The sequence below is a fragment of the Streptomyces uncialis genome (assembly GCF_036250755.1).
Classification (GTDB): Bacteria; Actinomycetota; Actinomycetes; order Streptomycetales; family Streptomycetaceae; genus Streptomyces; species Streptomyces uncialis.
In genome coordinates this window covers 8654440-8681197 of record NZ_CP109583.1, presented here as the reverse complement: position 1 = coordinate 8681197, position 26758 = coordinate 8654440, and the positions used below count along the sequence as shown (strand labels likewise).

Annotated in this window: 21 protein-coding genes; 17 read left to right on the top strand and 4 right to left on the bottom strand. The window is 71.4% G+C overall.

Going from position 1 to position 26758, the window contains the following annotated elements:
* Positions 1–154 precede the first annotated feature (154 nt).
* From OG711_RS36370 to OG711_RS36345, 6 genes are all read left to right on the top strand, one after another.
* Entirely contained in the window at positions 155–1957 is a 1803-nt protein-coding gene (locus OG711_RS36370) for an ABC transporter ATP-binding protein (RefSeq protein ID WP_329563050.1), read from the top strand.
* On the top strand, positions 1954–3699 hold the full coding sequence (locus OG711_RS36365; RefSeq protein ID WP_329563049.1) for an ABC transporter ATP-binding protein: 1746 nt from the start codon (positions 1954–1956) through the stop codon (positions 3697–3699). The genes OG711_RS36370 and OG711_RS36365 overlap by 4 nt, the downstream gene beginning before the upstream one ends.
* Before the next feature lie 56 nt (positions 3700–3755).
* Positions 3756–4784, top strand: a complete 1029-nt coding sequence (locus OG711_RS36360) for an ABC transporter substrate-binding protein (protein WP_329563047.1) — start codon at positions 3756–3758, stop codon at positions 4782–4784.
* Between the two features lie 136 nt (positions 4785–4920).
* Positions 4921–5955, top strand: coding sequence for a FecCD family ABC transporter permease (locus OG711_RS36355; RefSeq protein ID WP_329563045.1), 1035 nt, complete (start codon positions 4921–4923; stop codon positions 5953–5955).
* Positions 5952–7034 (top strand): FecCD family ABC transporter permease, encoded by a 1083-nt coding sequence (locus OG711_RS36350; RefSeq protein WP_329563043.1) that lies wholly within the window; start codon positions 5952–5954, stop codon positions 7032–7034. Before OG711_RS36355 ends, OG711_RS36350 begins: the two co-directional genes overlap by 4 nt.
* The gene (locus OG711_RS36345; RefSeq protein WP_329563041.1) at positions 7031–7894 is read left to right on the top strand and encodes an ABC transporter ATP-binding protein; all 864 of its coding nucleotides are present in this window, start codon (positions 7031–7033) and stop codon (positions 7892–7894) included. Before OG711_RS36350 ends, OG711_RS36345 begins: the two co-directional genes overlap by 4 nt.
* A gap of 86 nt (positions 7895–7980) precedes the next feature.
* Here the strand turns inward: OG711_RS36345 and OG711_RS36340 are convergent, their stop codons facing one another.
* On the bottom strand, positions 7981–9252 hold the full coding sequence (locus OG711_RS36340; protein ID WP_329563039.1) for an FAD-dependent monooxygenase: 1272 nt from the start codon (positions 9250–9252) through the stop codon (positions 7981–7983).
* A gap of 225 nt (positions 9253–9477) precedes the next feature.
* Between OG711_RS36340 and OG711_RS36335 the strand changes: the two genes are divergently transcribed.
* From OG711_RS36335 to OG711_RS36285, 11 genes are all read left to right on the top strand, one after another.
* On the top strand, positions 9478–10371 hold the full coding sequence (locus OG711_RS36335) for a LysR family transcriptional regulator (protein WP_329563037.1): 894 nt from the start codon (positions 9478–9480) through the stop codon (positions 10369–10371).
* 57 nt (positions 10372–10428) lie between these two features.
* Positions 10429–10611 carry a hypothetical protein gene (locus tag OG711_RS36330; protein WP_329563036.1) on the top strand — a complete coding sequence of 61 codons (183 nt, stop codon included), beginning with the start codon at positions 10429–10431 and terminating at the stop codon, positions 10609–10611.
* A 498-nt stretch (positions 10612–11109) separates the two neighbouring features.
* The gene (locus OG711_RS36325) at positions 11110–15603 is read left to right on the top strand and encodes a HAMP domain-containing protein (RefSeq protein ID WP_329563035.1); all 4494 of its coding nucleotides are present in this window, start codon (positions 11110–11112) and stop codon (positions 15601–15603) included.
* A gap of 62 nt (positions 15604–15665) precedes the next feature.
* Complete coding sequence (locus tag OG711_RS36320) at positions 15666–18104, top strand: GAF domain-containing SpoIIE family protein phosphatase (protein WP_329563033.1); 2439 nt, start codon at positions 15666–15668, stop codon at positions 18102–18104.
* Positions 18105–18258: 154 nt separating this feature from the next.
* Positions 18259–18429, top strand: coding sequence for a hydrophobic protein (locus tag OG711_RS36315; RefSeq protein WP_073788548.1), 171 nt, complete (start codon positions 18259–18261; stop codon positions 18427–18429).
* A 294-nt stretch (positions 18430–18723) separates the two neighbouring features.
* Positions 18724–19071, top strand: a complete 348-nt coding sequence (locus OG711_RS36310) for a PRC domain containing protein (protein WP_073788550.1) — start codon at positions 18724–18726, stop codon at positions 19069–19071.
* Positions 19072–19268: 197 nt separating this feature from the next.
* The gene (locus OG711_RS36305; protein WP_329563030.1) at positions 19269–20072 is read left to right on the top strand and encodes a restriction endonuclease; all 804 of its coding nucleotides are present in this window, start codon (positions 19269–19271) and stop codon (positions 20070–20072) included.
* A gap of 212 nt (positions 20073–20284) precedes the next feature.
* Positions 20285–20965 carry a pyridoxamine 5'-phosphate oxidase family protein gene (locus OG711_RS36300; RefSeq protein WP_329563028.1) on the top strand — a complete coding sequence of 227 codons (681 nt, stop codon included), beginning with the start codon at positions 20285–20287 and terminating at the stop codon, positions 20963–20965.
* Positions 20966–21162: 197 nt separating this feature from the next.
* Positions 21163–21408, top strand: a complete 246-nt coding sequence (locus tag OG711_RS36295; protein WP_329563026.1) for a DUF6332 family protein — start codon at positions 21163–21165, stop codon at positions 21406–21408.
* A gap of 99 nt (positions 21409–21507) precedes the next feature.
* The gene (locus OG711_RS36290) at positions 21508–22488 is read left to right on the top strand and encodes a cation diffusion facilitator family transporter (RefSeq protein ID WP_329563024.1); all 981 of its coding nucleotides are present in this window, start codon (positions 21508–21510) and stop codon (positions 22486–22488) included.
* Between the two features lie 189 nt (positions 22489–22677).
* Positions 22678–23835, top strand: a complete 1158-nt coding sequence (locus OG711_RS36285) for a N(5)-(carboxyethyl)ornithine synthase (protein ID WP_329563022.1) — start codon at positions 22678–22680, stop codon at positions 23833–23835.
* Positions 23836–23997: 162 nt separating this feature from the next.
* Here the strand turns inward: OG711_RS36285 and OG711_RS36280 are convergent, their stop codons facing one another.
* The 3 genes from OG711_RS36280 to OG711_RS36270 are packed head-to-tail and all read right to left on the bottom strand — an operon-like array spanning position 23998 to position 26754.
* On the bottom strand, positions 23998–24756 hold the full coding sequence (locus OG711_RS36280; protein ID WP_329563020.1) for an iron ABC transporter ATP-binding protein: 759 nt from the start codon (positions 24754–24756) through the stop codon (positions 23998–24000).
* Positions 24753–25799, bottom strand: coding sequence for an iron chelate uptake ABC transporter family permease subunit (locus OG711_RS36275; protein ID WP_329563018.1), 1047 nt, complete (start codon positions 25797–25799; stop codon positions 24753–24755). The genes OG711_RS36280 and OG711_RS36275 overlap by 4 nt, the downstream gene beginning before the upstream one ends.
* Positions 25792–26754 (bottom strand): ABC transporter permease, encoded by a 963-nt coding sequence (locus OG711_RS36270; protein WP_329563016.1) that lies wholly within the window; start codon positions 26752–26754, stop codon positions 25792–25794. The genes OG711_RS36275 and OG711_RS36270 overlap by 8 nt, the downstream gene beginning before the upstream one ends.
* Positions 26755–26758 lie beyond the last annotated feature (4 nt).

Genomic DNA, 26758 nt, shown 5'->3' with positions numbered 1-26758 from the left:
GCGCTCATTTGACATCAAGTGACCTTGAAGACTCAAGATTGAGGTGAGGTTAGGCATGCCTTACCGCACCCCAGGGTGACGGTGGAGGCTGCGTCGAGATCCATGGGGCCGTACGACCGGCGACGGTGCCGGCGGCCCCCGGGGAGGAAGAGGCATGAGCACGACACCAGACGCACCAGCGGTCGACACCTCGCGGTCCTACCAGGAGGCCGACCCGTCCGCGGGACTCGCGAAATCCGGCGCTCTGGCGCGGTTGCTCGCACCGATCCGGACCCATCTCGTGATCTGCGCGGTCCTCTCGTCCCTGAGCGCGGCGGCGGGCATCGTGCCCTACATCGCCGTCGCCGAGATCGCGCGGATCATGCTCGAAGACCCCACCGGGGCGCACTCGGCCATCTGGACCTGGGTCGGTATCGGTGCGGCGGGTGCCAGCGTGTGGCTGGTGCTGCTGGTGCAGTCCTCCCGGGTGGGGCACTACGCCGACGCGGCGATCCTGCACGATCTGCGGGTGCGGATCGTGCGCCACCTCGGCGCGCTGCCGTTGGGCTGGTTCCGTCTCGCGGGCTCGGGCCGGGTCAAGAGGGCGATGACGGGCGACCTGGAGGAGATGCACGAGGTCATCGCGCACGCCCTGGGGCAGTTGACCGGAGCGGTCACGGTGATGGCCGTCGGGACGGGCTATCTGTTCTTCGTCGATGTCCGGATGACACTGATCGCGCTGGGCGTACTGGGCCTGATGGCGGTCTGCTTCCGCGTCTCCATGCGCTCCATGACGACCCATATGAACCGGCTGACCGCCGCCGACGCGCGGATCAGCGCGGCCAGTGTGGAGTACGCCGACGGAATCCAGGTGGTCAAGACGTTCGGCACCGGGGGCCGCGTCCTGCGCCGCTTCGACGACGCCGTGGACGAGCACACCCAGGCGTTCGCGGCATGGGTCGCCGAGGTGCGCTACAGCTCGGCGGCGGCACGGCTGTTCGGTTCGGAGATGGCCGTCCTCACCGCGATGACGGCCGCCGGGCTGGCGTTCGTCGACCACGGGTCGCTCGGCGTCGCGGACCTCGTGGCGTTCCTCGTCGTCGCGGTCGGCATGCCGAACTCCATCCTCCCGGCCGTGACCGCCTCCCAGGGCGTGCGCAAGGGCCGGATGGGCGCGGCCAACATCGAGCGGCTGCTGGCCCGTCCGCCGCTGCCCGAGCCCGAGCTTCCCCGGGCACCGTCCGGTCACGGCGTCGAGTTCGACCGTGTCTCGTTCTCCTACGACGGGGTGACCACCGCGGTCGACAAGATCAGCGCCGTCTGCGCGCCGGGCCAGGTCACCGCGATCGTGGGGCCGTCGGGCGCCGGGAAGAGCACCCTCGCGAGCCTGCTGCCGCGCTTCTACGACGTGTCGGACGGAGCGGTCCGGATCGGCGGCGTCGATGTGCGCTCGATCCCGTCCGCCGAGCTGCTGGCGTCGATGTCGCTGGTGTTCCAGGATGTCGCGCTGCTGCGCGACAGCGTCGCGGAGAACATCCGCATCGGCAGGCCGGGGGCCACCGACGAAGAGGTCCGCCGGGCGGCGGCCGCCGCGCACATCCACGAGGTGATCGAGCAACTGCCCGACGGGTACGACACGCTGCTCGACGCGGGCGGCGGCAGTCTGTCCGGTGGTGAGCGCCAGCGGCTGACCATCGCGCGGGCGATCCTGTCCGGCGCGCCGATCGTCGTCCTCGACGAGGCGACGGCCGCGCTGGACGCCGACAGCGAGTCGGCGGTCCAGGACGCGCTCGCCACCCTGGCGACCGGCAAGACGGTGATCGTGATCGCCCACCGGCTGCACACCATCGCCGGCGCCGACCAGATCCTCGTACTCGACAACGGACGGCTGGCCGAACGGGGCCGCCACGACGAGCTGCTCGCCCGCGACGGGCTGTACGCCCGGATGTGGGCCGCGCAGGAAGGTGTACTCGCATGATCCGCCGTCTGTACCGACTGTGGCCGAATCCGCGGCTGCTGGCCCGGCTCTGGCTTCTCACCGCGGCCCAGGCCGTCCTGCAAGGGCTGATGCTCGCCCTGCTCGTCCCGGTCCTGGACGCCGTCGTACGGCCCGAGCCCGATCTCGCCGCCGCCACGCCGTGGCTGGTGGTCGGCGCGTGCGGCGCCGCCATGTACGCGGTGCTGAGCATCATCGCCACCCCGGTGGGATTCGCGGCTGCGGGAGCGCTCGCGGCGCAACTGCGCCGCCGGCTGATGCGCCATGTGAGCACCCTGACGCTGGGCTGGTTCACCGCCGAGCACAAGGCGCGGCTGGCGCGGGGGGTGACCGCGGACGTGGGCAACGCCGCGCATCTCGCCGTGACGATCGGCGGCCCCGTGATCACCTCGACCCTGCTGCCCGCGACGGTCGTCGCCGTGACGTTCGCGGTCGACTGGCGGATGGCACTGCTGCTGTGCGTGATCGCGCTGGTCGCCTACGCGGCGCTGCGGCGGGCCGCGCGGATCGCGGAGATCGCGGAGATCGAGCTGGAGCGGGCGGCGACCGGGGTCGCCAGCCGGGCGATCGAGCTCGGCCAGGCCCAGCCCGTCCTGCGGGCCGCGGGCCATGCCGACGGCACACCCCGGATGCGGGCCGCGCTGGAGGACCACCGCGAGACCTACCGCGACGGCATGCGCCGCGCCAGGCAGCCGTTCTTCGTGTACACCGGCGTGATCATGGGCGGGTTCGTCGCGGTGCTCGCGCTGGCCGCGCAGCTGATGCTCACCGGGCGCGTCGGGGTCGCCGAGGCGATCGCGCTGCTCGTACTGGCCGCCCGCTTCCTGGAGCCGCTCGGCAACCTGATCGACCTCATCGGGGCACTGCGCGCGCTGCGCAACCAGATCGTGCGCATCGAGGAACTGCTGGCGACCCCCACCCTGCCCGTGCCGACCGAGCCGGTGCGCGGGATCGAGACGGCCGAGGTCGAGTTCTCGCACGTCGACTTCACCTATCCGGGCGGTGACAGCCCCGCGTTGCGTGACGTGTCGCTGCGCTGCCGGCCGGGCACCACCACCGCGCTGGTCGGGCCCTCGGGCTCCGGGAAGACGACGGTGACCCGGCTCATCGCGCGCTTCTTCGACATCGACGCGGGCCAGGTACGGGTCGGCGGCACCGATGTCCGGGAACTCGACCCGGGTGTCCTGCTCGACGAGATCGCCATCGTCTTCCAGGACGTCTATCTGTTCGACGACACCATCGAGAACAACCTGCGCCTCGCACATCCGGAGGCGACATGGGACGAGCTGCGGGAGGTGGCCGCCGCGGCGCGGCTCGACGAGGTGATCGAGCGGCTGCCGGAGGGCTGGCACACCCGGGTGGGCGAGGCCGGCGCCCAGTTGTCGGGCGGTGAGCGCCAGCGGGTGGCGATCGCGCGGGCGATGCTCAAGCGGGCCCGGATCGTGCTCGTCGACGAGGCCAGCTCCGCGCTCGACCCCGAGAACGAGGCCGCGATCACCCAGGCCATCTCCAATCTCGGTGACGACCCCGCCCGCACGGTGATCGTGATCGCCCACCGTCCCGCCACCCTGGCCACGGCGGATCACGTGGTCTCGCTCGACGGGGGCCGGGTCGTGGAGGCCGGTACGCCCGCCGAACTGCTGCGCACGGGAGGGACGTTCGCGCGGCTCAGCCGGCAGTACGAGCGGTCGCGTCACTGGCGCATCGTCAGCATCGCGCCCTGACCCGTCCACGCGTCAGGCACCTCGACCGCGACATCGAATCAGGAGAACCCCCGCCCATGCTGTACACCGTCACCGGCCGCCGAGCCGCGCGAGCCACCGCCGCGTTCGCCGTGGCCGTGCTCTTCCTCACCGCCTGCGGCTCCGGCTCCGGTGGCGGGGGCGGGGACTCCACCGGCGGCGGGCCGCGCGAGGTGACGCTCGCCGGTGCCTACGGCCGGACCACCGTCCCCGTCACCGACGAGAAGGTCTGGGCACTCGATCCGAGGACCGCGACCGAGCTCCTCGCGATCGGTGTGACCCCCACCCATGTCGGCCGGTCCACGCACAAGGGCGACGCGGCCTTCCAGGCACAGGAGCGGTTGCTGGCCGACGAGGGGATCGAGCTGGTCGAACCCGACAAGGTCGAACTCGTCCTGGAGGCGGGGCCGTCGGTCATCATCGGGGAACAGAGCCTCAGCAGCGACGAGCTGGCCGAGGAGCTGAAGAAGATCGCGCCGGTGCTGATCACCCGGGCCACCGCGTCCTGGGAGGAGAACCTGCGCCTCCTCGGCCGGGCCACCGGCCGGGGTGAGCGGGCCGGGTCCGTCATCGAGCACCTCGACCGGGAGACCACCGCCACCAGGCGCGACATCGAGGAGGCGGGGCTGGCGGGCGAGACCGTGTCGCTGATGTCCGCGTGCGGAGAGGGGAACTTCTGCGCCTACGGCAGCGGCCGGACCGCCGGTCCGGTCCTGACCGACCTGGGGTTCAAGCGCCCCTCCGCGCACGGCCAGGACCGGACCGGCGCCAAATACGGCTACACGAGCGTCAGCGAGGAGAAGCTGGGCGAACTGGTCGCCCCGATCGTCTTCGTCCTGTCCGGCTCCGTCCAGTACGGTGCGCCGGACCCGCTGGACAACCCGCTGTTCGAGGTCGGTGACGCCAGGACCGGCGTGGTCGACTTCGCCGCCTGGTACGGCTCCGGTTCCTTCGACGTGTCCTGGGTCCTCAACGACATCCGCGCCGTCCTGCTGGACGACGGGACCGTCACCGACCAGGTGAGCGGCGTCGAGCTGTTCGAAGAGCTCAGGAAGGCGGGCGCCTGATGCCGCGCGGACCGGCCCTGCGCCCGGTGCCCCCTTCCCAGGGGTTTCTCGATCCCGCCGAGGTGCGCCGCTCCGGCGACCGCTCCGACGGTCGCCCGGCCCGGCTCCACACCCCCGGCGCCCTGCCCCGTCCCGCATGACGCTCGACAAGACCGGCCGCCCAGCCGCCTCGCGTACCCGCGCGGGCACCCGAAGACGCTGGACCGGACTCGCGTTGCTGCTCGCCGCGGTGCCCGTCGTCACGGCGCTGAGTCTGGCCGTGGGGGCGGGCGGTGTCCCGCCCGGGACGGTGTTCGACGTGCTGCTGCGTCCCGACGGCAGCGAGGCGGCCGTCATCGTCCACGAACTGCGGATACCCCGGACGGTGCTGGCGCTCGCCGTCGGTGCCGCGCTCGGGCTGGCGGGAGCGCTGATGCAGGGGCAGACCCGCAACCCGCTGGCGGATCCCGGTCTGCTGGGGATCGAGGCGGGCGCCGCGCTCGCGGTGGTGCTCGCCATCGCGCTGCTCGGCGTCGACCACATCGCCGGTTACCTGTGGTTCGGGCTCGCCGGTGCCGGTGCCGCGACCGTCGCCGTCCTGGCCGTCGGCTCCCGCCGGGGCGGACCCGACCCGCTCTCGCTGGTCCTGGCCGGCGCCGCGACGACCGCCCTGCTGACAGCCGTCACCCAGGCCTTCGTGACACGCGACTCCCGCTCGGTCCAGGCCTACCGCGTCTGGGGGTCGGGCACGGTCATGGGCCGGGGGATCGACATCTTCCTCCAGGCCCTGCCCCTGCTCGGGCTGTTGCTGGCCGTCGCCGTCGCACCCGGGCTCAATCTGCTGCAACTCGGCGACGACGTCGCCCGGTCCCTGGGACAGCACCCGCTGCGGCAGAAGATCCTGGGCATCGGCGCGATCATGGTCCTGTGCGGTACGGCCACCGCCGCCTGCGGCCCGATCGGATTCATCGGCCTCACCGTCCCCCACGCGGCCCGCCGGCTGTGCGGGGTCGACCACCGCTGGGTGACCGCGTACTCCGCCGTTCTCGGTGGACTGCTCCTGACCCTGGCCGACACGATCGGCCGCGTCCTCGCACCCCCTTCGGAGGTCCACGTCGGCATCGTGACGGCACTCCTCGGCGGACCCGTCTTCGTGGTCCTCGTGCGGCGCGCCCGGCTGGTGCGCGTATGAGCACCCGGCTCCGGGCCGCCGAGGCCCCGCTGCGCCTCGGGGGCGCCTCCTGGCTGCTGCCGCTGCGCTCCCTCGCCGCCACGCTCGCCGGTGTCGCGCTGCTCGTCCTGCTCGTCATCACAGACCTGGCGACCGGTGACTTCGGCATCGGTCCCGGAGCGGTGTTCCGCGCGCTGGTCATCGGCGACGACCCCGCCCACACGCTGTTGGTCAGGGAACTGCGGCTGCCGCAGGTCACCGTGGCCGTCCTGGCGGGCGCCGCCCTGGGGCTCGCGGGGGCGCTGACCCAGACCTTCGCCCGCAATCCGCTGGCCAGCCCCGACATCCTCGGTGTCACCCAGGGAGCCTCGTTGGCCGCCGTGCTCGTCATCGTCGGGACGGCCTCGGAGGGGAGCGGCGGCGGACCGGTCGACGGGGCGCTCCAGCACTTCGGTCTCGTACCCGCCGCCTTCGCCGGGGGTATCACCGCGGCCGTCCTGCTCCGCGTCCTCGCCGGTGGGCGGGGAACCGATCCGCAACGGCTGGTCCTGACGGGCATCGCCGTCGGCGCGGTGCTCGCCGCCCTCACCCGGTGGGTGCTGGTCCGGGCCAGTATCGACGACGCAGCGAGCGCCCAGAGGTGGCTGTTCGGCAACCTCGACGGGCGCGGCTGGGACCACGCCGTCCCCGTCGCCGTCGTCCTCGCCGCGATGTTCCCGCTCTCGCTGCTGCTCGGCCGGCACCTCGGCGCGATCCAGCTCGGCGACGACACCGCCCGCGGACTCGGGGTACGGCTGGGTGCGACGCGGCTCCTGACCCTGCTGGCCGCCGTGCTGCTCGCGGCGGCGGCCGTCTCCGCCGTCGGGCCGCTGGGCTTCGTCGCGTTCGCCGTCCCGCAGATCGCCCTCCGGCTGACGGGCGGATCGCGGCCACCCCTCGTCGCCTCGGCGGTCTACGGCGCCTGCCTCGTCGTCGTCGCCGATCTGATGTGCCGCAACGTCCTTGCCTCGGGCGTCCCCGCCGGGGTCGTCACCGCCTGCGTCGGAGCGCCCTACCTGATCTGGCTTCTTGTGCGTACCAACCGGAGGACCACCGTATGACCGACCCGGCCGTTCACCGGCCCGTCTCCCGGCTGGGCGCCGAGGCCGTGACCGTCGGCTACGGCGGTGACCCGGTCGTCCGGGACGTCACCCTCGACGTTCCCGACGGGACGGTCACCACGATCATCGGCCCGAACGGATGCGGGAAGTCGACGCTGCTGCGCACCATGGCCCGTCTGCTCACACCCTCCTCGGGACGGGTGCGCCTCGACGGGGAATCCGTGCACGACACCCCGACCCGGGAGGTGTCCGGACGCGTCTGTCTGCTCCCGCAGCATCCGGTCGCGCCCGACGGTCTCGTGGTACGCGACCTGGTCACCCGGGGGCGGCATCCGCATCAGCGGTGGTTCCGCCAGTGGTCACCGCGGGACGAGGAGGCGGTGGACCGCGCGTTGGAGCTGACCGGGGTGGCCGATCTCCGCGACCGGCGCGTCGACGAACTCTCGGGAGGCCAGCGGCAGCGCGTCTGGATCGCCATGACGCTGGCCCAGGACACGGAGATCATGCTGCTCGACGAGCCGACCACCTTCCTCGACCTGGCCCATCAGGTCGAGGTGGTCGACCTGGTGCTTCAGCTGAACAGGGAACGCGGCCGCACCGTCGCGATGGTGCTGCACGATCTCACCCTGGCCGCGCGTTGCAGCGATCTGGTGGTCGTCATGAAGGACGGCGCGATCCTGGAACGGGGAAAGCCGAACGAGGTGTTCACTCCCGGCATGCTGGCCGAGGTCTTCGGGCTCGACGCGGATGTGCTGTCCGACCCGCGCACCGGTCTGCCGATCGTCGTACCGGTGAACTCCCGTTCCGCCACCGCCGACCAGGTCCGGTCGCCGCGCGGCGCACCCGGTCCGCCGAGGTGACAAGGACGTGAGCGCGGCGGGTCGGGGTCTTCGCCATCACGGTCGTCCTCGGGAGGATCAGCTCGGGTCCGGGGAGGGTCGGGTCCTCACCGGACCGGTTCCCCGGCAGGGTGCGGGACCGTCCATGACGGGTGGGTGTTGACCTGGGCCACGGTGGCCTGTGCCAGCTCTCGGTAGCGGTGCGCGATCCGGTCGGCGTGGGCGGTGGGCAGCGGCCCGCCCCGGTCCGCGGCCCGCGCGATGATCTCCTCCGGCCCCAGGTCCCGATTGGCCGTCACGACCGCGTTGACGACCTCCCGGCGCATCCCGTCGTAGCGGCGCAGCGCGGCCACGGGACCGTTCTCCCGGGCCAGGCACCAGGCCAGCACCCGGGTGTCGACGACGGACTGCGATCCGCCGTTCATGCCCATGGGGAACATCGGGTGCGCGGCGTCGCCGAGCAGGGTGACCCGTCCGAAGCTCCAGCGCGGCAGGGGGTCGCGGTCGAGCATCGGGTATTCGAGGATCGCGGGTGAGCGCTCGACCAGCGCCGCGAGGTCGATCCACGGGAGGTCCCAGGACGCCAGGGCGGCGCGGGCCTCCGCCGTGGTGACGCGACGGCCGGTGCCGCCGGGGCCGGGGCCGTCGGCGGGCGGGCCGGACGGTCCGTGCCGTACCTCCAGCACCCAGTTCATCAGGGGTTCGCCGCCCTCGGCCGCGGGGTCCTCGATCGGGTAGGCGACGAACTTCGCGCCGGGGGTGCCCCCGGCCACCACGATCGAGCGCCCGCCGAGGACATGCGGGTGGCGGGCGACGCCTCGCCACATATGGACGCCGTTGCGGTTCGGGGCGCCCTCGTCCGGGTGGAGTTGGGCGCGGACCGCGGAGTCGACACCGTCGCAGCCGACCAGTACATCGGCGTCGTCCAGCACGGGCAGGCCGCTCGCGCGGTCCAGGAAGTGGGAGCGGACGCCGTCCGCGGACTGCTCGAAGCGCTGGAACCGCAGCCCGGTACGGACCGAGTCCGGCCCCAGCCGCTCGCGCACCGCCGCCAGCAGCGTCATCTGGAGATGCCCGCGGTGCACGGAGTACTGCGGCCACCGGTAGCCGGCCGTGAGTCCCAGTGGCTCCTCCCACACCGGTTCGCCCGTCCGGTCGCGGTAGCTCAGCCGGTGCGGGGGGAGCGCGATGAAGGCCAGTTCACCGGCCAGACCCAGTTCGGCGAGTTCCCGGACGGCGTGCGGCAGCAGATTGATGCCCACGCCGACCGCCTCGACGGTCCGGGCCCCCTCGTACACCCGCGCCGGGAACCCCGCGGCGTGCAGGCTCAGGGCACAGGTCAACCCGGCGATGCCCCCACCCACGACAGTCACCTTCATCGGTCCGCCCCTGCCTTTCGCCCGGGCCGCGGGGCCCTGCCCAAGCGTCCGGCCACCGGACGGCGGGTGTCCAATACACAGCGGTGATACCAGCGGTCATGCTCGGTGATCGCACCGGGGAACCACCCTCCGCATGGCCGTCGGGCACCACGGGACGGACCGGCTCCTGCCCGGGCTCGCGTGACAACAAGCTTTCTCGACAAAGGGGTTGATAACCTCGCGGCCATGGAGCTCCGCACCCTTGAGTACTTCGTTGCGGTGGCGGAGGAGGGGTCGTTCACCAAGGCGGCGGTCCGTTGTCATGTCGTTCAGCCCGCGATCAGCCAGCAGATCCGGTCCCTGGAGAGGGAACTGGGCGAGCCGCTGTTCGAACGGCTGCCCCGGCGGGTGGTCCTCACCTCCGGGGGTGCCGCTCTGCTGCCGCACGCCCGGGACTGTCTGGCGGCGGCAGCGGCGGCGGCCCTGGAGTTCGCCGACCGTGCCGGTCTGCTGGACGGGGCGCTCGCGCTGGGGACCGTCGGCGGTCTGGAGGGTACCCGTGTCCCCCGGCTGCTCGGGGAGTACCACCGCCGGTATCCCGGGATCTCCGTGCGTCTCATCGGGGCGTCGAGCCCGTCACTGCTGGGAGCGGTCCGCGAAGGGCGGCTCGACGCGGCCGTGATGGCGCCGCCGCCGCAGGGGCTGCCCGCCGCCGTCGGGTCGCGGACCCTGCTGGAGGACCGGATCGTCGCGGTCCTCCCCGCCGGGAGCCGGGCGGCGAACGTCCCGATGCCCCTCGCGGAGGCGGCCCGGAGCACCGTCATCAGTTACGGCCCCGACAGCGGGGTCCACGCGTTCATCCGTGACGCCTTCGCCGCGCGGGCGCTTCGGCTGGACATCGCGTACGCGACGAACGACGTCGCCCTCCAGGTGGCCCTGGTCGCGGAGCGGGTGGGCATCGCCCTGACCTCCCACGCGAGTCCGGTTCTGGCCACCGACCCGCGCTTCGTCGTCGTGCCGCTGGAACCCGCCATCCGGTTGCGGAAGGTGTTCGTCTGGCGGCTGGGCCCGCGGCTCGGCGCGCCGTTGCGGGCGTTTCTCGACCTGTGGACGGAACTGTCGGGAATTCCGGCCGAATGAGGGGGCAGGAGGACCAGGTGCTTCCGATGCCCGCGACCCCGCCCGAGGAGAGACATCATGCGTCATCCGGCTGCCTTCTGGACCGCGATCGCGGTCACCGTGGTCGCGGCGATCGGACTGCTGATCCTGTCCGCGCAAGCGGTCACCGGGGGCAAGGGCGGCTGGGTGATACCGACGGTCGCCGGGGTGGCGCTCCTGGCGGGTGCCGCCTTCCTCGTCGTCAAGACACCGAGGAACTGACGCGTCCCCTGGCTCCTTCGACGGGCCGTTCCCGCCTGTCGCGTCGCCGTGAGCGGCACGCTCCAGGCGTTCTCCCTGTCCGTCGCGTCGCCGTGAACTGCGCACCGTAGGCGGCCTCCCTTCCGGGGCGCCGCGGAGTGCCGCCGCCCCCGTGCCGCCGCCCGCGGATCGCGGATCGCGGATCATCGGCCCGGGCGGGACGGTCCGGTCGGGGCCCTGGGCCCGGAAGCCCGCCGTCCGGACCGCCCGAAGATGGTCGGCGCGGGTAGTTGGCCCGTACCAGTGGGTAGTCCAGCGGTACTCTCTGTCGTATTTGCTGCGCGGGGTGGGGAGTGGTCCACGGCAGGGCGGGCGGAGCGTGCCCGCTCCCGTCCGTGCCGTCGGTCCTGTCCGCTTCCGCGCGGACCGTATGCCTGGGGATCTGGAAGGTGGGGCATGGCTGAGGCGAGAACCCAGTATGCGGGGGCCGGGTCGCGTGGACCGGGTGGCTCCGGCGGCGTGGGGGAACCCGAGCTGCGGCAACTGCTGGCCGGGCTGACCGCGGTACGGGACGGTGATTTCGGGACGCGGCTGCCCGGTGAGGCCGACGGACTGCTGGGCGAGATCGCCACCGTCTTCAACGGCATGGTCGACCAGCTGTCCTTGTTCACCTCCGAGGTCACCCGGGTGGCGCGGGAGGTGGGCACCGAGGGCACGCTGGGCGGGCAGGCGGAGGTACCGGGCGTCTCGGGTACCTGGGCGGATCTGACCGACTCCGTCAACGCCATGGCGGGGAACCTCACCACTCAGGTGCGGGACATCGCACAGGTGGCGACGGCCGTGGCGAGGGGCGATCTCTCGCAGAAGATCGACGTGGACGCGCGCGGCGAGATCCTGGAGCTGAAGAGCACCGTCAACACGATGGTGGACCAGCTCTCCGCGTTCGCGGACGAGGTCACCCGCGTGGCACGCGAGGTCGGCAGCGAGGGCCGCCTCGGCGGACAGGCGGAAGTGCCGGGGGTGGGCGGTGTCTGGCGTGAGCTGACCGACTCGGTGAACTTCATGGCGGGCAATCTCACCGACCAGGTGCGCAATGTCGCCCAGGTGACCACCGCGGTGGCGAAGGGTGATCTCTCGCAGAAGATCACGGTGGACGCGCGGGGCGAGATCCTCGAACTCAAGAACACCATCAACACCATGGTCGACCAACTGTCCTCGTTCGCGGACGAGGTCACCCGTATGGCGCGCGAGGTCGGCACCGAAGGGCAGCTCGGCGGCCAGGCGGACGTCAAGGGCGTCTCCGGGACCTGGCGGGACCTGACCGACTCGGTGAACTCCATGGCGGGCAACCTCACCGCGCAGGTGCGGTCCATCGCCCAGGTCGCGACGGCCGTGGCCAAGGGCGATCTCTCGCAGAAGATCACCGTGACCGCGCGGGGCGAGATCCTCGAACTCAAGAACACCATCAACACCATGGTCGATCAGTTGTCCGCGTTCGCGGACGAGGTCACCCGTGTCGCACGGGAGGTCGGCACCGAAGGGCGGCTCGGCGGCCAGGCTGACGTCAAGGGCGTCTCGGGGACGTGGAAGGACCTCACCGAGTCCGTCAATGTCATGGGTGACAATCTCACCGCGCAGGTGCGGTCCATCGCCGAGGTCACCACGGCCGTGGCGCAAGGGGATCTCTCGCAGAAGATCCGGGTCGACGCGCGGGGCGAGATCCTGGAGCTGAAGGAGACCATCAACACGATGGTCGACCAGCTCTCCGCGTTCGCGGACGAGGTCACCCGCGTGGCGCGCGAGGTCGGCACCGAGGGCAATCTCGGTGGGCAGGCCACCGTGCGGGGGGTGTCGGGAACCTGGAAGGACCTCACCGACAACGTCAATGTGATGGCGTCCAATCTGACGGGCCAGGTGCGGTCGATCGCCCAGGTCGCCACCGCCGTGGCCCGTGGTGACCTCTCGCAGAAGATCACCGTCGAGGCGAAGGGCGAGGTCGCGGCGCTCGCCGGGGTGATCAACACGATGGTCGACACCCTGTCGGCGTTCGCGGACGAGGTCACCCGGGTGGCGCGCGAGGTCGGCACCGAAGGACGGCTCGGCGGCCAGGCCGACGTCAAGGGCGTCTCCGGGACCTGGAAGGACCTCACGGACAACGTCAACTCGATGGCGAACAACCTGACCGGACAGGTCCGCAACATCGCCCAGGTCACCACCGCGGTCGCCAACGGGGATCTGTCGAAGAAGATCGACGTGGACGCGCGCGGCGAGATCCTGGAGCTGAAGACGACCATCAACACGATGGTCGACCAGCTCTCCGCGTTCGCCGCCGAGGTGACACGGGTGGCGCGCGAGGTCGGCAGCGAAGGGCGCCTCGGCGGACAGGCCGAGGTGGAGGGTGTCTCCGGGACCTGGAAGCGGCTGACCGAGAACGTCAACGAGCTGGCGGGGAACCTCACCCGCCAGGTGCGGGCGATCGCCGAGGTGGCCAGCGCGGTCGCCGAGGGCGATCTGACGCGGTCGATCACCGTGGACGCCTCGGGCGAGGTGGCCGAGCTCAAGGACAACATCAACTCGATGGTGGGCTCGCTGCGCGAGACGACCCGGGCCAACCAGGAACAGGACTGGCTCAAGTCCAATCTGGCCCGGATCTCCTCACTCATGCAGGGACACCGCGATCTGTCCGTGGTGGCGGAGCTGGTGATGGACGAGCTGACCCCGCTGGTGGCGGCCCAGTACGGGGCGTTCTATCTCGCGGACGAGGGTGCGCAGGGCGCGGAACTGACCCTGATCGGCTGGTACGGACGGCCGCGCGGCAGTATCACCGGCCGGTTCGGCGCCGGTGAGTCACTGGTCGGCCAGGCGGCCCGCAGCCGCCGTACGATCGCCGCCGACGAGGTGCCCGGGGACTATGTGATCTCGTCCGGACTGGGCGGGACCGCTCCCGGCAGTCTGATGATCCTGCCGATCGTGGTCGAGGACCAGGTCCTCGGCGTCATCGAGCTGGCCTCCTTCAGCTCGTTCACCCCCGTGCACCGCGACTTCCTCGACCAGCTGATGGAGACCATCGGCGTCAACGTCAACACCATCGTCGCCAACGCCCGCACCGACGAACTCCTCGTCGAGTCGCAGCGTCTCGCCGGTGAACTCCAGGCCCGCTCGGAGGAGCTCCAGGTCCAGCAGGACGAACTCCAGCGCTCCAACGCCGAGCTGGAGGAGAAGGCGGCCCTGCTGGCCACGCAGAACCACGACATCGAGACCAAGAACCTGGAGATCGAGCAGGCCCGTCAGGAACTGGAGACCCGGGCCCAGCAGCTCTCCCTGGCCTCGAAGTACAAGTCGGAGTTCCTGGCCAACATGAGCCATGAACTGCGCACACCGCTCAACAGCCTGCTGATCCTCGCCCAGCTCCTCGCCCAGAACCCCACCCGCAACCTCAGCCCGAAGCAGGTCGAGTACGCGGGGATCATCCACTCGGCCGGTTCGGACCTGCTCCAGCTGATCAACGACATCCTCGATCTGTCCAAGGTCGAGGCCGGCAAGATGGACGTCCATCCGGAGCGGATCTCCCTGCGGCGGCTGCTCGACTACGTCGAGGCGACGTTCCGGCCGATGACCACGCAGAAGAGCCTCGAATTCTCGATCATCACCGCGCCCGGTGTCCCCGGTGAACTGGTCACCGACGACTCACGGCTGCGTCAGGTGCTGCGCAATCTGCTCTCCAACGCCGTCAAGTTCACCGAGCACGGGAGCGTGGAGCTCCGGATCGAGCCCGCCGCGGAGCAGGAACTGCCCGCGGGCACGGACCACGGCGGACCCGTACTGGCCTTCCGGGTCAAGGACACCGGCATCGGCATCGCCGAACAGCAGCTCGAAGTGATCTTCGGCGCGTTCCAGCAGGCGGACGGCACCACCAGCCGCCGCTACGGCGGCACCGGGCTGGGGCTGTCCATCAGCCGGGAGATCGCCCAGGTGCTCGGTGGCGCGGTCACCGCCCGGAGCACGCCCGGCACCGGGAGCGTCTTCACGCTCTACCTTCCCCTCGCCCGGGCGGGCTTCGGCGACCAGGCCGACGGCGCCGACGCGGCCGGGACCGCGGCCCGTGAGCAGCATCCGGCGCAGTTGCCGCGGCAGCAGCGCCGTCTGCTGGTGATCGAGCAGCATCCCCGGGGGTTGCTCTCGCTCGTCGCGGAGAGCGCCGCCGCCGATCTCGCGGCCTCCGGGCACGAGAGGGGCGATCATCAGCCGGACCCCGCCGTGATCACCGCCGTCGGCGCGCAGGAGGCGGCCACCGCCCTGGCCGCCGAGCCGGTCCACTGCGTGGTCCTCGATCTCGATCTGCGCGACGGTGAGGCGTTGCAGTTCCTGGAGCACATGGACGGCGATCCCGCGCTCACCGCGCTGCCCGTCCTCGCGCACAACAACCGGCGTCTCGACCCGGCGCAGGAACAGGCCCTGGTGCGGCGGTCGGAGAACCGGCCGCTGGAACTGCTGTCCGGTCTGGACGAGCTCCGCGAGCGCATCGCGCTCCATCTGGCCGCCGAGCAGCCCGGCAGTGTGCTGCCGCTGGTACGCGCCGAGGACGCGGGCCGGCTGGCGTCGCAGCCCGTCGACGCGTCCCTGGCCGACCGCACCGTGCTCGTCGTCGACGACGACGCGCGCAACCTCTACGCGCTCAGCGGCATCCTGGAACTGCACGGCATCCATGTGGTGCACGCGGAGAACGGCCGCAGGGGCATCGAGGCCCTTGTCCGTCATCCCCGTGTCGATCTCATCCTGATGGACGTGATGATGCCCGAGATGGACGGCTACACGGCGACGGCGGAGATCCGCCGGATGCCCGCCTACGCGGAGCTGCCGATCATCGCGGTGACCGCGAAGGCGATGCCGGGCGACCGGGAGAAGAGCCTGGCCTCCGGGGCGAGCGACTATGTCACCAAGCCGGTCGACGCGAACGATCTCATCAGCCGTGTCCGCCGGTGGTTGTCCCCCGGGCGGGTGACGACGTCCTAGAGGTGCCGGACCGTCATCCCCCGCCCCCGAGACGACCTCAGGCCAGGAATCAGGCAACCACGGTGAGCACCGCAGACGATCCCCGCAGACCCGCCCCGGACGGCCCGACGGCGCCCCCGGGCGGGCCCGGCCCCCAAGCGCGCCCGGAGGAACCCGCGGCGGACGGTACGCCGGCCGCGGACTCGCCCGTCAGCAGGCTGGCGGCCACGGTGGAACGCCTGCGGCGGGAGGTCAGGGCGGCCCAGGCGAACGCCGACGGGCGCGCCCTGGTGGAGCTGGCGAAGGGCGTTCTCGTCGAGCGGCTGGGATGCGGACCGGTGCAGGCCGCCCAGCAGTTGGCCGCGATCGCCGACCGGGCCGGTCTGACGCCCCTGGAGCTGGCGGCGGACATCGTCAACGAGGCCGCCCGTGACCAGGTCAGCCAGGTGGCCGCCGAGTTCGTCCAGCGCACCGCCTCTCCCCCGTCCGGCGGTTCGGGCCCTTCGGCGGCGGTCCGGCTGCGGACGGCGGAGAGCGGTGTGCTCGCCGCCGACGACACCGAGGCCATGGCCCACGCGCTGCTCGACAACGCCCTGCGTCCGCTCGGCGCGTGCGCCGTCGCGATCTGGACCGCCGCCGGGGACGGCTCGTTCGCCCTGAGCGGCTCCGCGGGCTTCACCCCGCAGGAGGCCGCGCTCTGGCACCATGTGCCGCCCGGGGTCGCCATCCTCGCGCGCCGGGCCCTGAGCGAACGCCAACCCGTCTTCCTGCACAGCCTGGCGGACACGGTGACCCCGTCGCTGGGCCGACGGGAATGGCCCCAGGGCGGCCGGATGGCCGTCCCGGCCGGCACCGGGGGCCGTCTGCACGGGGTGCTGGAGGTCTGCTGGCCCGATCCCATGTCCCCGCCGCCCCCTCAGATCCTCCGTCAGATTGAGGCGCTCGCCCAGCTGTGCGCCCACACCCTGGAGACCCGTCCCGGCCGCGGCGCCGCCGGGACGCTCCCGCATCCCGGTACCGAGCTGATCGACCTCGCGGAGGGGCTCAGCGATCCGGTGCTCCTCCTCACCCCGCACCTGGACGCCGAGGGACGGCTCGCCGATTTCCGTATCCGGCATGTGAACAGCCGGTTCACCGACCCGGCCGGCCGGCCGCCCGCCCAGGTCCGGGGCGCGCTGCTGCTGGAGGCGTATCCACTGGCCGCCGAGGAACACGGCCTGTACGAGCGGGTCGAGCGGGTCCACGCCACCGGTGAGCCGTTCCGCGCCGGGCACATGAGACTCACCGCGCTCGTCGACCAGGTGCCGCTCACCGTGGTCGCGGATGTCAGCATCAGCCGCCACAGCGGTGTCCTGGTCCTCGTCTGGCGTATCCAGGACGAGACCGTACGGCTGGCGAGCCTGTTGCAGCACGCGCAGCGCCTCGGACGGATCGGCGGGTTCGAGGAGAGCATGACCACGGGTGAGATCACCTGGAACAGTCAGCTCTTCGATCTGTACGGCAGGCCGGCCACCTCGGCGCCCCTGTCGCTGCGCGATCTGTCGGCGCTCGCCCACCCGGACGACACGGCCGTCATCGACCGGCTGCTGCACACGGTCTTCGAGTACCGGCGGCCCTCGTCGGTGACCTTCCGGCTGCAACGTCCCGACGGCATCATCCGGCACATCCGTGTCATCGCGGAACCGGTCCTCGACACGGAGCAGCGGGTCACCACGGTACGCGGCGCCTACCAGGACATCTCGTCCCAGCACTGGACCGAGGTCGCGCTGCACGCCACCCGCGACCAGCTCGCCTACAGCGAGGCCGAGTCCGAGGAGCGCAACCGGCTGGCCCTCCAGCTCCAGCACGCCATCATGCCGCCCAGCCAGGGACCGCTCGACCTCACCGGTCTGAGTGTCGCCGTGCGCTACCGCCCGGCCGCCACGGAATCACTGGTCGGCGGCGACTGGTACGACAGCGTCGTCCTGCCGTCCCAGCAGATCCTGCTCTGCGTCGGTGACATCGCCGGACACGGCATCGGGGCGGCGACCAGCATGGTGGTGCTGCGCAACGCGCTGCGGGGACTGGCGGTCACCGGGGCGGGGCCGGGCCAGCTCCTGACCTGGCTCAACCTCGTCGCCCATCACCTCGACACCCGGGTCACCGCGACCGTCGTCTGCGGTCTCTACGATCCCCGCACGCGCGTACTGCGCTGGGCCCGCGCGGGACATCTGCCGCCCGTCCTGATCCGCGACCGCGGCGCCCGGACCTTCCCGCTGGGCAAGGGGCTCCTCCTCGGCGCCGTGGCGGAGGTCTCCTACAGCGAACAGGAGATGCAGCTGGAGGAGGGCGACACCCTGTTGATGTACTCGGACGGGCTCGTCGAACGCAAGGACCTCGCGCTCAACGACGCCCTGAGTCATCTTCTCAGCGCTGCGGGCGGTCCCGACCGGCCGCTTGAGCGGCTGCTCGACGACCTCCTCGCCCACAGCCGGTCGGACACGGACGACGACACCTGTCTCATCGGCATCCACGTCACCTGACGGTCGGCGTCCGCGCGTCGGCGCGCACGCCGACGGGCCGTGGCGGACTCCGCCGCGGAGGAATCCCCGGGAAAAACAATCGGGGAAATATCGGCGGGACCTTGTGTGTGAGCCCCCTTTTCCCGGGCACACGGAATCTCGGAGGTTGATACTAATGGTCCCGCTTCTTCTCGTTCTTCTGCTCGCTGTTCTTCTTCTCGGTGCCGGGTTCGCGCTGGAGATCCTGTGGTGGGTCGCCGCCGTCGTGCTGGTGCTCTGGGTGCTCGGCTTCATCGTCCGGCCCGCCGGACACGGCGGCAGCCGCGGCCGCTGGTACCGCTGGTAGGTACCGCCGTCAACGGTCATCGCACCCCGACGACCAGGCATGACCTCGCCGAACAGGGGCAGACGGCCCACGAACGGCCGCTGACCGCGGCACGGTGCCGCCGCTGACCGCACCAGGCGGGACGGCGCACCGTGCGGGGCGGCCGTTGCGTCCGGCGAACCCTGACAACGAAAGAACACGACAGGCGCACCGGAATTAACCCCGGTCCGCTTCCTGTCCCCTTATTTTCTGTACGGATACCCATTCGACGTCCGGGCGGAATCATGCCCGCGCCGTCATCAGAAGGAGTTCTCGATGAACGACAATCTGTGGAACTACGTCCCCACCGCCGGCCATACCCGGGACGACGACCTCTCCGGTTACCGGGTCGAGGCGACCGACGGCCACATCGGCAAGGTGGACAAGCACTCCAACGACGTCGGCTCGCAGTACCTCGTCATCGACACCGGTGTCTGGATCTTCGGCAAGGAGGTCATGCTCCCGGCGGGCACCGTGTCCCGCGTCGACCATGAGGAGCGCACCGTCCATGTCTCCCGCACCAAGGACGAGATCAAGGCTTCGCCCGAGTTCGACAAGGACAGGCACCTCGGCGACCCCGCCTACCGCGACCAGCTCGGCGGTTACTACGGCTCCGGCCACTGACCCGGGCCGGTCCGCCGCACCCCACGGCACCGGGAACCGTACCCGGCGCGTTCCGAGTACCGGGACGGGCGCGGGGACCGGACGCCGACCAGCCCTGACACAGCGATGACCACCACCGAAGCGACGGCTGATGCGGGACCGCGACGACCGGGTCCCGCATCAGCCGCAGGTGCGCGCAGAGGAAGGCGACCGCCCCGATGACCCCGCCCATCACCCCGGCGAGGAAGGCTCCGCGACAGCGCGGGGCCTTCAGCCTGCGCCAGACGGCCCTGGTGTTCGCGCTGGCGGCCACCCTGCTCTGCGGCACCGGTCTGGCACTGAAGGCCGTCGCCCGGAACGCGGGTGAGCACCGGGGCTATGTGTACGCCGCGGGGCTGCTCGTGGTCATCGCCCTCATCGCCACCGTCCGGCGCACCCGCACCCGGCCACGCCCACGCGCCCGTACTCGCGCCCGTACCGCCCGGCCGCTCCGCGAGCCGATGGCGTCGGTGCCCGGACCGCGGCGGCAGCCGGACCACCCCGAGCCGGAACCGGAGCCGGAAGCGGTGCCCGCGCCCGAGTCCACGCCCCAGTCCACGGCGGAGATGTTCGGGGCCATGGACCCGCTGGTCTTCGAGCAGGCCATAGCGGAGCTCTGCGTCCGCGACGGCTGCCAGGACGTCGAGGTGAGCGGCGGCGCGGGCGACCTCGGCGCGGATGTGACGGGCCTGACCCCGGACGGACGGCGGCTGGTCGTGCAGTGCAAACGCTATGGCCCGGTCAACAAGGTCGGCTCCCAGGACATGCAGCGGTTCGGCGGCACCTGCTTCGCGGTCCACCAGGCGGATGTGGCGGTCCTGGTCACCACCGGCGAGTTCACAGGTCCCGCGGCGGAGTACGCCGACGAGTGCGGAATCCTCCGGTTCGACAGCGAGGCACTCACCGCCTGGGCGGACGCCACCGGCCCGGCCCCCTGGGAAGCCGATCACCCGGCGCCCCAGGCCCGGTCGGCGGCGCGGTGACCTGAGCGGCGGTCCGCCGTCCGCGCAGCGACCCGCACGGTGGGCCGCGGCAACGGATTTCGTCGCATTGGGGGCGTCACGCGACTAATTCCGGCAGAAATGTGGCGCTCTACCGACTGCATCGATAGCGTCAGCGCGGGGGCGCCCATCGCGGGGGCGTGCTCCGTCCGCCCGTCGGAGACCTCCTCGCCCGCGTGGACGAAAGACCCGATATGAAGCAGAACCCGCTACCGGCAGAGCTGCCCGGAACCGACCGCACCCGTCATCACCGCCTGCGGGAGCAGGGCAGCGACGACCGCGGAGCGCTGGACGCCATCCTGGGCGCCGGATTCCTGTGCCACTTCGGCGTCGTGGTCGACGGACATCCGATGGTGGTGCCGACCGTGTACGGGGCCGACGCGCTGAACCTCTACTTCCATGGCTCCGTCGCCAGCAGGAGCCTGGTCGCCGCACCCACGGCGACGGTGTGTGTGACGGTCACGCATGTGGACGGTCTGGTGCTGGCCAGGTCGGTGTTCGAGCACGGGGTGAACTACCGCAGCGCCATGATCTACGGCACGCCCCGCGTCGTCACCGACCCCACGGAGAAGCTCGCCGCTCTGCGCCGCCTCACCGAGCAGAGCGCGCCCGGCCAGTGGGACTACGCGCGCCGTCCCAGCCGAAAGGAACTGGCGGCGACCGTACTTCTGGCGCTGTCCCTGGAGGAGGCCTCCGTCAAGATCCGTACCGGTGATCCCGACGACGGCGACGGCCCGGACGCCGCACTGCCGATCTGGGCGGGCACCCTCCCCTTGGTGACGACCTTCGGGAGCGAGCGGCCCGACGCGGCCCTCCCCGAGGCGATCACCGCGCCACCCCACATCACCGCCCGGGTGGGGACCCGGCTCGGCTGAGCGGTCCACCGCGGGCCCACGGACGGCCGGCCACCGCCCCGTATCTGACAAGCCGTCACATCGCATGAGCGAGGTACGGCCGTCGGCAGCTCGCCCACGACCGCACCGAACCCGCATCTCCCGGCCATGACCGCGCGGTTGGCGAGATCGGCTCGATCGTATGGACCCCTCGCGGGCATGCTGCGATCCTTGGACCCATGAGCACAGAACGGCGCAGCCAGGCCGACCGGGACGAGATCACCGTCGAGATCGGCTACGCACTGGTCAGCGCCTGCTTCCTCGGCGGCGTCATGTTCGCGGCGATCGCCGGTCCCGCCGCCGTCTGGGACATGCCGCCCGCGGTCGAGAGGTTCATGCTGCTGGCGGGAGCCTCGGTCGGTGGGGTGCTCGCCGCGATCCGCGTCGTCCATGTGCTGTGGCGCCACGGACAGCCGAAGAACTGACGGCCGCTCCGGCGCCGTCGGCCGCGCGCCGGTCCGCGTACCCGCGCGGCGCGGGCGTGGTGTGCCGCCCCTGGGGCCCCTGCCGCCTACCGTCCCTGTATGACCGGAACGGACACCCCGCCGGGCGGGAAGGCCGAGGCTCCCGAGAGCAGCGTGACCGTGATCGTGGCGGCCTCGGCGAACCTCGGGATCGCCGTGGCGAAGGCGGTCGCGGGAGTGGTCAGCGGCTCCAGCGCGATGCTCGCCGAGGCCGCCCACTCGGTCGCGGACACCGTCACCGAACTGATGCTGCTCGTCGCCCTCAAACGCGGCGACCACCCGCCCGACGAGGACCACCCCCTCGGCCATGGCCCCGAGCGGTACATCTGGGCGCTGCTCGCCTCCGTGGCGACCTTCGTCGGCGGTGGGGTCTTCGCCGTGTACGACGGTGTCCACACGCTCACCCATGGGGAGGAGCTGGGCGATCCGCTGCTCTCCTATCTCGTCCTCGGCGTCGCGTTCCTGCTGGAGGGCTGGTCGCTGCGCACCGGTGTCCGGCAGGCCCGTGCCGAGGCGGCCCTGCTCGGCGCACCGGTGGGCCACTATCTGCGCCACACCCCTGACACCGCGGTCAAGGCCGTGGTCATGGAGGACGCGGCGGCCCTCGTCGGGCTGGTCCTCGCCGCCGCCGGACTGCTCGGCGGGCAGCTCACCGGCTCGGGGGTGTGGGACGGCGTCGCCTCGGTCCTGATCGGTCTGCTGCTGGTGTACGTGGCCTGGGTACTGGGCCGCAGCAACGCACGGCTGCTGATCGGCCGCCCGGTGCCGCGCGCGATGCGCGAGGCGGTGGTGGAGGAGATCCTGACCGTCCCCCACATCGTGGCCGTGCTGGAACTGACCACTCTGATCCAGGGCCCGCGCGAGATCCTGATCGCGGCGAAGGTCGACTTCCGGGACGCGTCCAGCGCCCGGCAGGTCGAATGGGCCTGCGAGGAGGCGGAGCAGCAGCTGCGCGAGCGCTTCCCCGCCATCCGCCGCGTGTACCTCGACCCGACCCCGGACCTGGGCCTCGATCCGGGTGCCATGGGCGGCTCGGCCTGACCCGCACGGGGCGGATCTGGACCTGAGCGCCCTTCAAGCCCGGACGGGCGGCGGGCACTTTGCGGCCCGGGAGAGTAGTACGGTGGCGTTACCGAGCGCACCTCGCACGCCGTCATCCGCTTCGGCGTCGCCCTCGGGGAACGGCAATACCGGAACGCCTCGCGTCCGGTCGGAAACGAGCCGACCCACATGAGTCTGATGAGTCTCGGAGTACTCGCCTCCTCGCACAAGGAGAACGAGTTCCGGCTGCCCCTGCACCCCAGCCACCTCGACCGGATCGCGCCGGACATACGCGCGAGGACCTACCTCGAAGAGGGCTACGGCGAACGCTTCGGCATCGCCGACGACGCGCTGCGACCACTCGTGGGCGGTCTGCGTTCCCGCGCACAGCTGATCGCCGAGTGCGATGTCCTGCTGCTGCCGAAACCGATGCACGAGGACGTCGCCGAGCTGCGCGAGGGCCAGGTGCTGTGGGGATGGCCGCACTGCGTGCAGGACGAGAAGATGACCCAGCTCGCCATCGACCGCCGGCTGACCCTGATCGCCTGGGAGGCCATGAACCACTGGACCTCCACGGGTGCCTTCAGCGTCCATGTGTTCCACAAGAACAACGAGCTCGCCGGTTACTGCTCGGTGCTGCACGCCCTGCAACTCGGCGGGCTGACCGGCAGCTACGGGCGGCGTATGCGCGCGGCGGTCATAAGCTTCGGCGCCACGGCGCGCGGGGCGGTCACGGGCCTGGGCGCCATGGGGATCTCCGATGTCACGGTGATCACCCAGCGCGCCGCCGCGGCGGTGGCCTCGCCGATGCCCTCGGTGGTGATGGGTCACTACGCGGAGGTGGACGGCGATCCGACGCGCCTGGAGGCGGTCACCGCGGCCGGTTCCGTCCCGCTGGCCGAGTACCTGGCCGGGTTCGACATCATCGTCAACTGCGTCCTCCAGGACACCGACGCGCCGCTGATGTTCGTCACCGAGGAGGAACTGGCGCTGTTCCGGCCGGGGACCCTCTTCATCGATGTCGCCTGCGACGAGGGGATGGGTTTCGAGTGGGCCCGTCCGACCACCTTCGGCGAACCGATGTTCACGGTGGGACCGGGGTGTCACAACTACGCGGTGGATCACAGCCCGTCCCATCTGTGGAACTCCGCCACCTGGGAGATCAGCGAGGCGCTCCTGCCCTACCTGCGCAAGGTCATGAGCGGTCCCAAGGCATGGGACTCCGATGTCACGGTCTCGAAGGCCATCGAGATCCGCGACGGTGTCGTCCAGAACCCGAAGATCCTTTCCTTCCAGCACCGGTCGGGCGACTACCCGCACGCTCCCGAGGCCCCGAAATCCGCCTGAGGCGGCCCGGCCCGCGCGGACCGGGCGGTATCGGGAGCTGATCCGGCGGCCCTCGGCCCTCGGCTCGCCGCCGACGGACCGAGGGCCGGGGCGGTGCCGTCCCGTCGGCCCGACGGGTCTCCGGGTCGGGTCCGGTCCGGGTGGGGTCCGGGTGGGGTCCGGTCAGCGGTAGTACACGGCGGTCGGCCGGCCTTCGACCTCGTGGACCCGGACCGGGGTGTCGAACACGTCGGTGAGCACCTCGGCGCGCATCATCGCCCCGACCGTGTCGGAGGCCGCGATCCGGCCGTCGCGCAGGGCGATGATCCGGTCGGAGTAGGTGGCGGCGAAGTTGATGTCGTGGACGATCAGGACCACGGTCTTGCCGAGTTCGTCGGCGGCGCGGCGCAGCTGGCCCATCATCCGGACGGAGTGCTTCATGTCCAGGTTGTTGAGGGGCTCGTCCAGCAGTACGTACCGGGTGTCCTGGGCCAGCACCATCGCCACATAGGCGCGCTGGCGTTGGCCGCCGGAGAGCTGGTCGAGGTAGCGGTGCTGGAGGTCGCCCAGGTGGAGGAAGTCCAGGGCCTCGTCTATATGGGCCCGGTCCTCCTGGGTCAGCCTGCCGCGGCTGTGCGGGAAGCGGCCGAAGGAGACCAGTTCGCGGACGGTCACCCGGGCGGTGAAGTGGTTCTCCTGGCGGAGGATGGAGAGCGTACGGGCCACGTCCTGGGACGGGGCCCGGTGGACGTCGAGGCCGTCGACGGTCACGGTGCCGGAGGTCGGCTCGGCGAGCCGGCCGATGATCGTCAGCAGGGTGGACTTGCCCGCGCCGTTGGGACCGACGAGCGAGGTGATCCCGCCCGCCGGGATACGCCCGGACACCGGGCCGAGGACGGTGGTGTCGCCGTACGCCTTGCGGATGTCGGTGAACTCGATCACAGGCTGCCCTTCCTGAGGAGATGGACGAGGAAGACGGCCCCGCCGAGGAACTCGATGACGACGGTGAGCATGCCGGAGGCGTAGAAGACGTGCTCCATGACGAACTGGCCGCCGACCAGGGTGAGCAGGCCGATGAGGAACGCCATGGGCAGCACGACGGCGTGCCGGTGGGTGCCCGCGAACTGGTAGGCGAGCATCGCGGTGACGAAGCCGAAGAAGGTCATGGGGCCCGCGAGCGCGGTGGACATCGCGATCAGCAGGGAGACCAGCAGCAGCATCACGGTCAGCTCGCGCTTGTGGGCGATGCCGAGGCTGGTGGCGGTCTCGCGGCCCAGCAGCAGGGTGTCGAGGCGGTACCGGCGGTGCCAGACGACCGCGCCGACGATCAGGCACACGGCTCCGGCGAGCGGCAGGTATCCGACCTCGGCGCTGGTGAGCCGTCCGAAGAGCCGGGTGGCCAGCACATCGTGCTCGGACGGGGAGAGCAGCCGCTGGAGGAAGTCCGACAGGCTGCGGAAGGCGAGGCCCAGCACCACGCCGACCAGGAGCATCACATGGATGCTGCCGTTGCGGCCGGAGAACAGCCACCGGAACAGCAGCATGGTGAAGCAGACCATCAGCAGGGTCTGGGTGACGAGCTTGGGCATCCCGTCCGTCGCGGCGAGCACGCTGCCGCCGAACACCGCCACCAGCAGGGTCTGCGTCAGGATGTAGACGGCGTCGAACCCCATGATCGACGGGGTGAGGATGCGGTTGTGGGTGATGGTCTGGAAGACCACCGTGCCCACCGCGTGGGCGAAGGCGACGATCACCATCGTGCCCAGCACGGTCAGCCGGCGTTCGAAGGCGAACGCGAAGGTCCCCTCGATGAAGAGGAAGAGGAAGAGGACCACGGCGACGGCGACGAGTCCGGCCGCGAGGGCCAGTCGGGCGGCGACGGGAAGGCCCTTGCGGGGCGCCGCCGCGCCTCCCGCGGGCCCGGCATCGCTGGTGGCCTTGTCGTGCGGTGCGGTCGCGGCCGTCGGCGGACGGGTCTCAGACATGGGCCTTCCCTCGCTGACGCAGGATCATCGCGACGAACATCACCGCGCCGACGGCACCGAGCACCAGCGTCGCCGGGATCTCCATGGGGAAGACGACGAGCCGCCCGACGAGATCGCAGACGATCATCAGGGCCACGCTCGCCAGCACCACCCACGGCAGATTGCGGCGGATGTCGTCGCCGCGCGCCATGGAGACGAGGTTCGGCACGATCAGCCCGAGGAAGGGGATGAAGCCGACGACGACCGTGGTGACACCGGTGGCCAGGGCGACCATGGTGAGCCCGGTGAAGAGGATGCGGCGGTACGGCAGCCCCAGGCTGACGGCGGTGTCCCGGCCGAGACCGGCGATGGTGAAGCGGTCGGCGGCCACGTACAGGCCGACGACGATGGCTCCGACCGCCCACAGCGGCTCGTAGCTCCCGCGGACCACCGAGCTGAATCCGCCGGAGCGCCAGGTGGCGAGCATCTGGAGCAGCTGGGTGGACGAGGCGATGTACACCGTGACCGAGCTGACCAGCGCGCCCAGCATGATGCCCACGATCGGCACGATGACCTGCGACTTCAGCGCGATCCGGCTGAGGACGACCAGGAACACGAGTGCGCCGGCGAACGCGAAGAGGCTGGCGGCGCCCATCTTCACCAGCAGGGACGCACCCGGCGTGAGGACGGTGAGCAGCAGTACGCCCAGCGCGGCCCACTCGCTGGTGCCGGTGGTGGTCGGCTCGACGAAACGGTTCTGTACCAGCATCTGCATGATCACGCCGGAGACGGCCATGGCGGCCGCGGCGAGGATCAGCGCGAGCGTGCGCGGTACCCGGGAGATGAGGAACATCTCCCGGGCGTCGGGGTCGGTGAACAGGGAGCGCGGGCCGATGTCGTAGCCGCCGATGAAGAGGGAGGCGATGACCAGGGCCAGCACACCGAGCGCGGCGGACGCGAGGGGAAGTCGGCGCATGGGG